Source organism: Kluyvera fluvialis (assembly GCF_059725275.1).
In genome coordinates this window covers 2453891-2466524 of the sequence record NZ_AP046142.1, presented here as the reverse complement: position 1 = coordinate 2466524, position 12634 = coordinate 2453891, and the positions used below count along the sequence as shown (strand labels likewise).

At 51.6% G+C, this 12634-nt stretch carries 11 protein-coding genes; 6 read left to right on the top strand and 5 right to left on the bottom strand.

From position 1 onward, the window contains the following. Window positions 1-82: 82 nt before the first annotated feature. Window positions 83-889: an IclR family transcriptional regulator domain-containing protein gene (locus AC6I4B_RS11785; protein ID WP_497771879.1), complete on the top strand. Its 807-nt coding sequence runs from the start codon at window positions 83-85 to the stop codon at window positions 887-889. Here AC6I4B_RS11785 and smrA read toward each other — a convergent pair. After that, a complete protein-coding gene (gene smrA, locus AC6I4B_RS11780) occupies window positions 886-1449 on the bottom strand; it encodes a DNA endonuclease SmrA (protein WP_497771877.1) in 564 nt (187 codons plus the stop codon). The genes AC6I4B_RS11785 and smrA overlap by 4 nt on opposite strands. Before the next feature lie 611 nt (window positions 1450-2060). On the opposite strand from smrA, the gene ogt reads away from it, so the two are divergent. Together ogt and fnr are read left to right on the top strand one after the other, a co-directional pair. Further along, a complete protein-coding gene (ogt, locus tag AC6I4B_RS11775; RefSeq protein WP_497771876.1) occupies window positions 2061-2576 on the top strand; it encodes a methylated-DNA--[protein]-cysteine S-methyltransferase in 516 nt (171 codons plus the stop codon). A gap of 196 nt (window positions 2577-2772) precedes the next feature. Then, a complete protein-coding gene (fnr, locus tag AC6I4B_RS11770) occupies window positions 2773-3525 on the top strand; it encodes a fumarate/nitrate reduction transcriptional regulator Fnr (protein ID WP_497772124.1) in 753 nt (250 codons plus the stop codon). Between the two features lie 163 nt (window positions 3526-3688). On the opposite strand, the gene AC6I4B_RS11765 is transcribed toward fnr, so the two are convergent. Then, window positions 3689-4075: a hypothetical protein gene (locus AC6I4B_RS11765; RefSeq protein WP_497771874.1), complete on the bottom strand. Its 387-nt coding sequence runs from the start codon at window positions 4073-4075 to the stop codon at window positions 3689-3691. A gap of 627 nt (window positions 4076-4702) precedes the next feature. On the opposite strand from AC6I4B_RS11765, the gene uspE reads away from it, so the two are divergent. Beyond that, window positions 4703-5653, top strand: a complete 951-nt coding sequence (gene uspE / locus AC6I4B_RS11760) for a universal stress protein UspE (protein ID WP_497771873.1) — start codon at window positions 4703-4705, stop codon at window positions 5651-5653. Window positions 5654-6347: 694 nt separating this feature from the next. On the opposite strand, the gene AC6I4B_RS11755 is transcribed toward uspE, so the two are convergent. The 3 genes from AC6I4B_RS11755 to pntA all read right to left on the bottom strand — a co-directional run bounded on the left by AC6I4B_RS11755 (window position 6348) and on the right by pntA (window position 9602). Beyond that, a complete protein-coding gene (locus AC6I4B_RS11755; protein ID WP_497771871.1) occupies window positions 6348-6536 on the bottom strand; it encodes a YdiH family protein in 189 nt (62 codons plus the stop codon). Between the two features lie 137 nt (window positions 6537-6673). Next, complete coding sequence (pntB, locus tag AC6I4B_RS11750) at window positions 6674-8062, bottom strand: Re/Si-specific NAD(P)(+) transhydrogenase subunit beta (protein WP_497771869.1); 1389 nt, start codon at window positions 8060-8062, stop codon at window positions 6674-6676. Between the two features lie 10 nt (window positions 8063-8072). Further along, entirely contained in the window at window positions 8073-9602 is a 1530-nt protein-coding gene (pntA, locus tag AC6I4B_RS11745) for a Re/Si-specific NAD(P)(+) transhydrogenase subunit alpha (RefSeq protein ID WP_497771868.1), read from the bottom strand. 526 nt (window positions 9603-10128) lie between these two features. Here pntA and ydgH point away from each other — a divergent pair. Both ydgH and AC6I4B_RS11735 read left to right on the top strand, forming a co-directional pair. Then, window positions 10129-11079 (top strand): DUF1471 family protein YdgH, encoded by a 951-nt coding sequence (gene ydgH, locus AC6I4B_RS11740; protein ID WP_497771866.1) that lies wholly within the window; start codon window positions 10129-10131, stop codon window positions 11077-11079. Between the two features lie 167 nt (window positions 11080-11246). After that, on the top strand, window positions 11247-12629 hold the full coding sequence (locus AC6I4B_RS11735) for an amino acid permease (protein ID WP_497771864.1): 1383 nt from the start codon (window positions 11247-11249) through the stop codon (window positions 12627-12629). Window positions 12630-12634 lie beyond the last annotated feature (5 nt).

Below are 12634 nucleotides of genomic sequence, written 5' to 3'. Positions count from 1 at the left end.
GATAATCGAAACACGGTGCGATTATCGAACATCGTGTATGTTTAGCGTAAGAATGTGATCGATGGCATAAACGGAGAGAAAAATGGAGAAACATCCAGACGATATTTTGACGGGCGATAGCGATCCGTTTAAAGGCGACCCGAACTTTATGGCCTCGCTGGCGCGCGGGCTGGAGGTGATTCAGGCGTTTACCCCGCAGCGTCGGGTGCTGTCGATTTCGCAAATCAGCCAGAAAACGGGGATCCCACGCGCGGCAGTGCGTCGCTGCCTGTATACGCTGGGTAAGCTGGGTTTTGTGTATGCGGAAGATGGCAAAAATTTCCAACTGCGCCCGCGAATTCTGTCGCTGGGCCACGCCTGGCTGGCTTCCACGCCGCTGGCGCGCTCGGCGCAGCCGGTACTCAAACATTTAAGCGAGATGCTGAATGAGTCCTGCTCTATTGCCACCCTGGACGGCGACGATATTTTGTATATCGCCCGCGCATCCAGTTCGCGCATTATGACTATCGACCTCGATATCGGCAGCCGTTTACCTGCGTGGTCAACGTCTATGGGGCGCGTACTGTTAAGCCATCAGCCGGAAGAAAAGCTCAACGATATGCTGGCGCGTATTACTATGATTCGCTATACCCCGCAGACGATTTCGTCCGTCAGCAAGTTGCGCAGTGAGCTGAAAGCGGTGCGCCAACAAGGGTATGCGCTAAATGATCAGGAGCTGGAGATGGGGCTGCGTTCACTGGCCGTACCGCTGTTTAATATGGATGGCCGGGTAGAGGCAGCGCTAAACGTCGGCGTCCATGCCGGGCAAGTTTCCGCCACGGAGTTACTTGAGCGGGTGTTGCCAGAGTTGCAAAAAGCGGCGTCTGAACTGAGCTTGCTAATGCGTTAGCGGCTGCGTTTGGCGTGCCGCTCCCAGTTTTCCTGTTTGGCGGCCGCCGATTTACGTAGCGCCACGTAGCAAGCACCGCTGCCCCCGTGGTGTGGTAGTGCTGCACAAAATGCCTGTACGTCCTCAAATTCCGTTAGCCAGCGGGCAAGATAACTGCGAACCACATTCGCATGTGAGCCGTCTTGTTTCCCTTTGCCGTGGATGATCAGCACATTGCGCAGGTTTTCCTGCTGCGCCTGGTGGATAAACGCAAACAGGTTTTGTCGGCATTGTTCAACCATTTGGTGCACCAGATTAAGGCTCGCCTGTTGGCTGTACTTCCCCTGGCGTAGTTTATCCAGCACGCCGGTTTGCAACCCTTCGCGCTTGAACTCCAGCGGTGTTGCCAGCGGGACGAGGTCGAGAAAACCAGTAGTGAGAAAATTATCCAGTTGCAGTGTGTCAATTTGCTGCCGGGTACGGGAGTTTCGCACTGGCTGCCAGTGAATATCGCTACCCTGTTTTAGCGGCTGGACATCCTCCATCGCGCCGAGAAACAGCGATTTGTCGTCAAGATTCATGAGAACTCCCCTCGTTACAACTGGCGCATACTATAGCCGCGCGTTCAGGCGCGCTCAATCCGTTTTCCGTTGTTCGAGTAAATAATCAGCAAGCGAAATATCATCATCGCCAACTAATTATTTACTTATAGGAATTAATGAGTGCTTAAATAGATTAAATCAGGAATTAATGATTTAAAGTAAAGATGATTTACGTGAAATAAATCATCAATAATTATCTGGAAAATAAATCAAGAGCAGTTATAAATAGTAATACCCGCTGTGCGGAGAAAAATGTGGGAAACGGTACGGATACAGTTGTGTGGTTGCTGCGGGGTCTGGCGATGTCGACAGACCCCGATTTTTATTCTGCGCCAGATCACTCATTTTCTTTAACCTGTGCTTCAGGATGTTACATTTCCCGCCTGGTTTACCTTTTATATTCCTCGCATTCCATTACACACTATTTTTATTTTACTTATCCACTTTTGCTATTTCGTTATTTGTTAAAATAAAAACCACTTTATTTGTATGGTTACCATTCTGGAGGTATAGAGCGAGAAGTCATTAGCGTGCTATGGTGTGGCACAGGAATAATTAGCTGATTGAGCACATCATTAAAGAGACCGCGTATGCTGACGTTACTCGAAGATAAAATTGCTACCCCGCTTGGGCCGTTGTGGATTTTGTGCGATGAAAACTTCCATCTGCGCGCCGTGGAGTGGGAAGAGCACAGCGACCGCATGGTGCAGTTGCTCGATATCCATTACCGCAGCGAAGGCTATAACCGTGTCTCAGCCCGAAACCCAGGTGGCTTAAGCCAGCAGCTTGCGAACTATTTTGACGGCGACCTGGCAGTGATTGAAACGCTGCCAACAGCGACTGCGGGTACAGCTTTTCAGCGCGAAGTCTGGAATGCGTTGCGTACCATTCCGTGTGGGCAGGTCATGCACTATGGTCAGTTAGCCGAGCAACTCGGCCGACCAGGGGCTGCGCGCGCAGTTGGCGCAGCGAATGGTTCAAACCCCGTGAGCATTGTCGTTCCCTGCCACCGCGTGATTGGCCGCAATGGCACGATGACCGGCTACGCTGGCGGCGTGCAGCGTAAAGAGTGGCTGTTGCGCCATGAAGGTTATCTTCTGCTTTGATTTTCTGTGCCCTTTTTTCATCAGGCGACCTACCTGCAAGGAAGAAGTTCGGAGTTTTATTCTGATATATCAACTGGATACCGCTTAAAAAGCAGGTATCCAGTTTTAATATTAGGTGAATCCCCACACCGAGACTTACCTGCTCAACAAAAAGATGTTAAAATTGACTAATATCAATTACGGCTTGAGCAGACCTATGATCCCGGAAAAGCGAATTATACGACGCATTCAGTCTGGCGGTTGTGCTATCCATTGTCAGGATTGCAGCATCAGCCAGCTTTGCATCCCGTTCACTCTTAATGAGCATGAGCTTGATCAGCTGGATAATATTATCGAGCGCAAAAAGCCCATTCAAAAAGGGCAAACCTTGTTCAAAGCCGGTGATGAACTGAAGTCTTTGTACGCCATTCGTTCCGGTACGATTAAGAGCTATACCATTACCGAGCAAGGTGATGAGCAGATTACCGGCTTCCATCTTGCGGGCGATTTGGTCGGCTTTGATGCCATTGGCACTGGCCACCACCCGAGCTTTGCTCAGGCGCTGGAAACCTCAATGGTATGTGAGATCCCCTTTGAAACGCTGGATGATTTGTCCGGTAAAATGCCGAATCTGCGTCAGCAGATGATGCGTTTGATGAGTGGGGAGATCAAAGGCGATCAGGACATGATCCTGCTGCTTTCGAAGAAAAACGCAGAAGAACGCCTGGCGGCTTTTATCTACAATCTGTCGCGCCGTTTCGCCCAACGAGGTTTCTCACCGCGTGAGTTCCGCCTCACCATGACGCGTGGTGATATCGGTAACTATCTGGGTCTGACGGTAGAAACCATCAGCCGCCTGCTGGGTCGTTTCCAGAAAAGTGGAATGTTGGCAGTAAAAGGCAAATACATCACCATCGAGAATGGCGACGCGTTGGCGGAGCTTGCCGGCCATACACGCAACGTCGCGTAATCCCTCTCTCCTCGTCTGTTTCGCCTGCCAGGTCAATAATCACCCTGATTTATTGGCCTGGTGAAGGCGCTATTTTCCCATTTCGCAATGCCGCTGTACGGATTGATTTAGCGATAACGGTGGCGGGAAAGACATCCTTGTCTCATTGCATGTGTCCTGTCGGTTATCGCACGATAACCCCGGCAACTTTGCCTGATGCCGCCATATCAAAATCAGCCGTTAAGCCTTCTTTATTACGCCAGCGAGTGCGCTCTGCATTGACGGATTTCCAACCGGCTTTTTCCATATAGTCCACCGCCTGCCCCTGGTATCGCCCAGCGATATGGCTATCCAGGTTGCGCTCCATCGCGTGTTGTTTATCCGCCGTCGTTTTTTTCGGCGCGGCATCGTGGTGCACATTTTGCTTAACGTTACACGTTCCGTTAGCATCCTCAACCTGTGTGCAGCCAGACCGTTCCAACTGTGCGCGATAGGCTTCGCTGATGGCAAAAACTGGCTGGCAAAACAGCCCGCCGACCATCGCTATGAGTACAATATTTTTAATTTTCATCTTGTCCTCTAATAGCCCGTAACACCTTAACACTCTTCATTTTATACCCTATCATCATAACGATTATAATTAGTCACCGCATTTTTTCCGTTCAAATACCTCAATTCCTTTTTGCGCAGTGTCAAACACGGTTTCGTTGAACCGTGGACGCATCATATTGAGTCTCAAAAATAAAATAAAGCGCAGGTAACCAGCGTTAAATATTGTTTTATCCTTTTGATTTTAAAGCAATAAACAAGAATAAGCACAACCTGTTTAGAAACTGTTACGCATTATGATGACTCTTACCGTCATTTAGATTAATAAATTAGCGTTATATTGCATTCCGTAATCTGTATTCATCACAAGTCATTAACGTCTTTCAACAATGAATAATATTCACACAGATACTAACTATTTTTTATTTTTTTGAGATTTTACTTATAGTAATTTTTTAGCTCATAAATAAACGAAAAACGGCCTGGCGTTGCGCCGCTAGACGGCCTTCAACCAATGCCTGCCAGGAGGCTTAAACATCGTGATTTATCCTGATTTATTGATCTGGCTAGTGTTCCCCCCTGTTTCATTCCCACTATATGAGTTATCTTTTACTGACAAACTGTGGTTACAGCTGTAAGGAGACCCTGTATGGCCAAGTACCAAAATATGCTCGTTGCTATCGATCCCAACCAGGACGATCAACCCGCACTGCGACGCGCCGTTTATCTGCATCAACGGATTGGCGGGCGTATCAAAGCCTTTTTGCCTATCTATGATTTTTCCTATGAAATGACCACCCTTTTGTCTCCTGATGAGCGCACCGCAATGCGACAGGGTGTGATTAGCCAGCGTACCGCATGGATTCGAGAGCAGGCGAAATACTATCTGGAAGCCGGTGTACCGCTGGAAATTAAAGTGGTGTGGCATAACCGTCCGTTCGAGGCGATTATCCAGGAAGTGATCAGCGGTGGTCATGATTTACTGCTGAAAATGGCGCACCAGCATGACAAGCTGGAATCCGTTATTTTCACCCCAACTGATTGGCATTTATTGCGTAAATGTCCGTGCCCAGTGTGGATGGTAAAAGATCAGCCGTGGCCGGAAGGCGGCAAAGCCCTGGTCGCGGTCAACCTTGCCAGTGAAGAGGCGTACCACAATGCGCTGAACGAAAAACTGGTGCAAGAGACGCTGGAACTGGCAGATCAGGTTAACCACACTGAAGTGCATGTGATTGGCGCGTATCCGGTCACTCCGATTAATATCGCCATCGAGCTACCTGATTTTGACCCGAGCGTTTATAACGATGCAATTCGCGGTCAGCATTTGATTGCGATGAAAGCGCTGCGTCAGAAATTTGGCATTGATGAGAAGTTCACCCATGTCGAAAAAGGTTTACCTGAGGAGGTTATCCCGGATTTGGCGGCGCATCTTGATGCCGGTATTGTGGTGTTGGGCACGGTTGGGCGTACCGGTATTTCAGCGGCTTTCCTCGGTAATACTGCAGAACAGGTGATCGATCATTTGCGCTGTGATTTGTTAGCTATCAAGCCGAATGATTATCAGACGCCTGTTGAGATGGATGACGAGGAAGACGATTAAGCTAGCGCTCAGGCAAGAAAAAGCCAGTGCATATCCCATTGCTTGTCTGCTAAAGGACGTTTTACTTTTAAGTTTAGTGACTCGTTGCGCTCTTTTCTCTCCATGCCCTATAACAGGCTCGGGCGCAAAGAGCGCGCAAGGGGCGGCCAGTCGCCGCCGCCCCCTGCCCCCCCAGTCTCCGGCGGCAAAATCGTCGCTTCGCGATTCCCTCAGCTTATCTCTTGCGGCTTTCGGGTCGGGCGCGAGGCAACATCCCTGTAAAGCCGCGCCCTCAGCCCACATCCCTGTGGGCTGCCCCGGCCTCCAGAGAACGCTTCGGCGATTTAGACGCCACCCACGTCAGTGCGGTCTTTGAATGAACATCCAGAACCAGAGTTACTGAAACCGATGAGTCCCCGATGGAAATCGGCGAGCCGGAGAAAGGAAGACAAGGTCAGACCGCCAGGGATGGCGGGCTGAGGCGAACCGAGACAGGAAGTCGAGTTTCGCCGTGCCGCAGGCTGGATTTCGCAGGCGAGCGCAGTGCGAAGCACCGATTTCCCTGCGGGGCCGAGGGGATTGTCAAGGGGGACTCGGCAGTCCCCCTTGACCCGTTCACAGGAACAGCGGCTTCATGTTCTACAAAACATCAGGTGAACGGAATTTTTCGCCCAGCGGGCAAATATTAAACACCTCGATATCTATCGCCCACCCATCAATGAAGGCCAAGCCGCCACGCGAAATCAATTTCTTCTTTTAATTCAATAGCGGAAAGCGACATTAAATCAGCGAATTCCAGCTCAAGTTGCTTAACGCGTTTCAGGTACTGCGCGGGGGTTAACGGGGTAGTATCACGGCGGAGAAATTCGACAGCCAGTTGTGCAGGTGTTAACACGGTATCCACAACTTCCTCAATAGGTTTGGACGAGTTTGCACAGTATAACACCGTTTGATGCGCGTTTTTTGACCAAAAACAATCACCAGAAAAATAAAAAAGCCGCCAACCTCAGAGAGGTGGCGGCGTATTTTATCAGGCGTAGATTAGAGCGCTTTCAAAATCGCGTCTACGCTCGCCTTCGCATCGCCAAACAGCATTTGCGTGTTCTCTTTAAAGAACAGTGGGTTTTGTACCCCAGCGTAGCCCGTATTCATTGAGCGTTTGAATACGATAACGTTCTGCGCCTTCCACACTTCGAGAACCGGCATCCCGGCAATCGGGCTTTTCGGGTCGTCCTGCGCGGCTGGGTTTACGGTATCGTTCGCGCCGATAACCAGCACGGTGTCAGTGTCGGAGAAATCATCGTTGATTTCGTCCATCTCCAGCACGATGTCGTAAGGCACTTTCGCTTCCGCCAGCAACACGTTCATATGCCCCGGCAAACGTCCGGCAACCGGATGAATACCAAAACGCACCTTGATGCCGCGCGCGCGCAGTTTCTCGGTGATTTCCGCAACCGGATACTGTGCCTGTGCCACCGCCATGCCATAGCCTGGGGTGATGATAACGGTGTGCGAGTTTTTCAGCATTTCAGCGGTGTCTTCTGCCGTGATCTCACGGTGCTCACCCACTTCTTCATCACCACCGGTTGATGAACCATCAGAGCCAAAACCACCGGCAATGACGCTGAAGAAGGAACGGTTCATCGCTTTACACATGATGTACGACAGGATCGCACCGGAAGACCCCACCAGCGCACCGGTAACGATCAGCAGGTCGTTGCTGAGCATAAAGCCCGCCGCCGCTGCCGCCCAACCGGAGTAGGAGTTCAGCATTGAAACCACTACCGGCATATCCGCCCCGCCGATTGACGCCACCAGATGCCAGCCAAACGCCAGCGCGATAACGGTCATAATCAGCAGTGCCAGCACCTGCAAGCCCACGCTTTCGGTACGAACAAACATCACCAGCAACACAAAGGAGACCACCAGCGCCGCCAGGTTCAGCTTATGGCGGTTCGGCAGCATCAGCGGTTTGGAAGAGATTTTACCGCACAGCTTACCAAACGCGACGATAGAACCGGTGAAAGTCACCGCGCCAATGAAGATACCGAGGAACACTTCGGTCAAATGGATATTGGCCAGAATTTGTTCCATGCCGGTTTCGTGTTGCAGGTAGCTGTTAAAGCCCACCAGCACCGCTGCCAGACCAACAAAGCTGTGCAGAATCGCCACCAGCTCCGGCATTTCGGTCATTTCGACTTTCTTCGCCAGACGAATACCGATAGCCCCACCGATAATCATCGCCACGAGGATCCACGCAACGTTGCCGGTATCGGGGCCAAAAATGGTCGCCACCAGCGCAATAGCCATACCGGAAATACCAAACAGGTTACCTTGTTTCGAGGTTTCGTGTTTGGACAGCCCCGCCAGGCTACAGATAAACAGAATTGCAGCAACGATATATGCCGCAGTCACTAATCCGCCAGACATGTCTTACCCCTTAGTTCTTCCGGAACATTTTCAGCATTCGCTGAGTAACGGTGAATCCACCAAAAATATTAATACTGGCGATCAGGACCGCGATAAAACTCAGGAAGCTTACCCAGCCACCATGGCCAATTTGCAATAACGCCCCCACCACGATAATGCCGGAAATGGCATTGGTGACTGACATCAGCGGCGTGTGCAGCGCATGAGAAACGTTCCACACCACGTAGTAACCCACCACGCAGGAGAGCGCAAAGACGGTGAAGTGACCGAGGAACTCTTTCGGTGCCACGTTAGCAAGCCAGCCAAACAGAATAATCGCCAACGCAATAAGCGCATATTTGCGCCACGGCGATACCGGTTTTTCCGCTTCTTTTGGCGCTTCTGCAGCTTTTGGCGCCGCTTTTGGCTGTGCTGAAACCTGAATCGGCGGCGCCGGCCAGGTCACTTCGCCATCACGGATAACCGTCACGCCGCGCACCACGACATCATCAAAATCAATCGTAATATTGCCGTCTTTTTCCGTACACAGCAGTTTCAGCAGGTTAACGAGGTTAGTACCGTACAGTTGTGATGACTGTGTTGGCAGACGCCCTGCCAGGTCGGTATAACCAATCACTTTTACGCCGCTGGCGGTGGTGACGATTTCATTGGCAACGGTATATTCACAGTTACCGCCGTTTTGCGCAGCCAGGTCAACAATCACGCTACCCGGCGTCATGGAGTCAACCATTTCGCGGGTGATAAGTTTCGGTGCAGGTTTACCCGGAATCAGCGCAGTAGTGACAATAATGTCAACCTCTTTCGCCTGAGCGGCAAACAGCGCCATTTCAGCCGCGATAAACGCTTCTGACATCACTTTGGCGTACCCGTCCCCGCTACCGGCTTCTTCTTTGAAGTCCAGTTCGAGGAACTCAGCGCCCATACTCTGCACCTGTTCTTTCACTTCCGGGCGAGTATCGAACGCGCGCACGATAGCGCCAAGGCTGTTCGCAGCGCCAATCGCCGCAAGACCTGCAACACCTGCGCCAATCACCATCACTTTGGCTGGCGGCACTTTACCGGCGGCAGTGATCTGCCCGGTAAAGAAACGACCAAACTCATGTGCGGCTTCCACAATCGCACGATAACCGGCGATATTCGCCATAGAGCTGAGCGCATCCAGCGACTGCGCGCGCGAAATACGCGGTACGGAGTCCATCGCCATCACGTTGATATCACGCGCGGCCAGTTTTTCCATTAACGCAGCGTTCTGCGCAGGCCAGATAAAGCTGATTAACGTTGTACCTGGATTCAGTTTCGAAATTTCTTCATCCAGCGGCGCATTAACTTTGAGGATCACATCGGATTGCCAAACGGCATCACCTTCGACGATTTCGGCCCCAGCCTTAACAAACGCGTCATCATCAAAACTTGCCAGTTTCCCTGCACCACTTTCAATTGCCACGCTGAAACCGAGCTTAAGCAACTGCTCCACCGTCTTGGGTGTCGCGGCGACTCGCGTTTCCTGGGCCCACCTCTCTTTTGGTACACCAATACGCATAACTATTCCCTTCCATCGGTTCTTATTTGCGGGTTTGCCGTTTTGTCAGTTTATTGCGGGTTCTCCGTAAGTGACCTAACAAGCGAACAACCTGAATAAATAAAACAGTAACAAACTCTCTATAACCTACTGAAAATACCGATTGTGATCTAGCGCCGGAAAACACTATTTTTGCATTAAATGCCAAATAAAGAGTTATAGGGGCAATAGACAGCGATATTTACCTTAATTTAGCAATCGACCCTCATAATTCGCTTATTCAATACGGGAAAACATGATTATTCGCCGAGCAAGAACTCGCAATTAACATTCTATTAACTTAAGAAAGTCATATGGTTGACCGCTTTTTCTGGTCAAGCGCCCGTTTTTTCAACATATCAGGAAAAGTTATCCAAAACCGTCACCCGCTTCGCATCTGAAGTTAAAAATGACGCAGACAGTGGGGTCGTTTCAATGCCATAATCAAGCGTTTCCTCTTTTACAACATGACCCGAATTTGGTTTGCGCAAGGCGAAGGATTATTTTTATGAAGCTTAAGAACACCCTCCTCGTGTCCGTCATGCTGTCTGCCGCGGCAATGTCCGCCCAAGCAGCCACCGAGCTGACCCCGGAGCAAGCATCGGCACTGAAACCGTACGATCGCGTTGTTATTACTGGCCGCTTTACCGCCATTGGTGATGCGGTGAAGGCAATGTCTCGCAAAGCGGACAAAGACGGCGCAGCCTCTTTTTATGTGGTCGATACTTCTGACTACGGTAACAGCGGTAACTGGCGCGTCACGGCAGACCTCTATAAAGAGGACGCCGCGAAAGCCGAGACGCCGAAAAATCGTGTGATTAACGGCGTCATGGAACTGCCGAAAGACCAGGCCGTTGAACTAATTCCGTTCGATACCGTTACCGTTCAGGGCTTCTATCGCAGCCAGCCGGAAGTGAACGCCGCCATCACCAAAGCGGCGAAAGCCAAAGGTGCGGCATCGTTCTTCATCGTCCGTCAGGTTGATGCCAACGACGGCGGCAACCAACGCATTACCGCCTACGTCTATAAAGCCGACGCCAAAAAACGCGTTCTGCAAAGCCCGGATGCCATTCCGGCAGACTCCGATGCAGGGCGTAAAGCACTGGCAGAAGGTGGTGAAGCCGCCAAACAGGTTGAGATCCCAGGCGTTGCAACCACGGCATCCGTCGGTGCGGGGACTGGCGTAGGCCGTTTCTTCGAAACGCAAAGTTCTAAAGGCGGGCGTTACAGTGTCACGCTGCCGGACGGCACCAAAGTTGAAGAACTGAACAAAACCGCTGCGGCGCAGATGATCCCTTACGATAGCATCAAATTCACCGGTAACTACGGCAACATGACCGAAGTCTCCTACCAGGTGGCAAAACGCGCGGCGAAGAAAGGCGCGAAGTACTATCACATTACCCGTCAATGGCAAGAACGTGGCGGCAACGTCACGATCAGTGCCGACCTGTACAAATAACAGGCACTCAAAGGCGGCTTCAGCCGCCTTTTTTATTCATTTCAAGCATCCCTTATTGCATGTCTGCATCGCTCTCCGTAAAATCGCCGCCTCAGCGTAATCCCCCATGATTATGCGATTTAGCCAAATAAATATTCTCGTTCTTCTCCTTCCACGACAGGATTCTCATGGAAAAGAAATTAGGGCTTAGCGCCCTGACGGCTCTGGTGCTGAGTTCCATGCTCGGCGCGGGCGTTTTTAGTTTGCCGCAAAACATGGCTGAAGTTGCCAGCCCTGCTGCGCTACTGATTGGCTGGGCGATTACCGGCGTGGGCATCCTGTTTTTGGCCGTTGCCATGCTGGTGTTGACGCGTATCCGCCCCGACCTCGACGGCGGCATTTTTACCTATGCGCGCGAAGGTTTTGGCGAACTGATTGGTTTCTGTTCCGCCTGGGGATACTGGCTGTGTGCCGTTATCGCCAACGTCTCCTATCTGGTTATCGTGTTTTCGGCGCTGAGCTTCTTTACCGATACCCCAGAACTGAGCCTGTTTGGCGACGGCAACACCTGGCAGTCGATCGTCGGCGCATCGGTACTGCTGTGGGTCGTTCACTTCTTAATTCTGCGCGGTGTACAAACAGCGGCGAGCATTAATTTGGTCGCCACGCTGGCGAAACTTGTACCGCTCGGGCTGTTTATCGCGCTGGCAGCGCTCGCCTTTAACAGCGACATCTTCACGCTGGATTTCCACGGTATCGATTTAGGTGTGCCGGTGTGGGAACAGGTGAAAAACACCATGCTGATTACGCTGTGGGTATTCATCGGCGTTGAAGGCGCGGTAGTGGTGTCGGCGCGCGCACGCAATAAAAAAGACGTGGGCCGCGCAACGCTGCTGGCGGTTATCTCCGCGCTGTGTGTTTATCTGCTGGTTACTCTGTTGTCGATGGGCGTTGTCGCCCGCCCGGAACTGGCGGAAATGCGCAACCCGTCAATGGCGGGCCTGATGGTGCGCATGATGGGGTCGTGGGGCGAGATTGTTATCGCTGCGGGGCTGATTGTCTCGGTGTGCGGGGCGTATCTGAGCTGGACGATTATGGCGGCTGAAGTGCCATTTCTCGCCGCGACACACAAAGCATTCCCGCGCGTTTTTGCCCGTCAAAACGCTAACAATGCCCCTTCGGCGTCCCTGTGGCTGACCAACCTTAGCGTACAGGCAAGCCTGGTACTGATTTGGCTGACCGGTTCCGATTACAATACGCTGCTGACCATCGCCTCTGAGATGATCCTCGTGCCGTATTTCCTCGTCGGCGCGTTCCTGCTGAAAGTCGCCCGCCGCCCGCTGCATAAGGCGATTGGTGTCGGAGCCGGGATTTATGGCTTATGGTTATTGTATGCCTCAGGCCCGATGCACCTGCTGCTGTCCGTGGTACTGTATGCGCCAGGGCTATTAGTCTTTATTTATGCGCGCCGCACGCACGTCGATAATATCGTGCTTAAGCGTCGCGAACTTGCCTTGATTGGCCTGCTCCTGCTTGCCTCCGTTCCGGCAACATGGATGCTGATGGGGTGAAACGT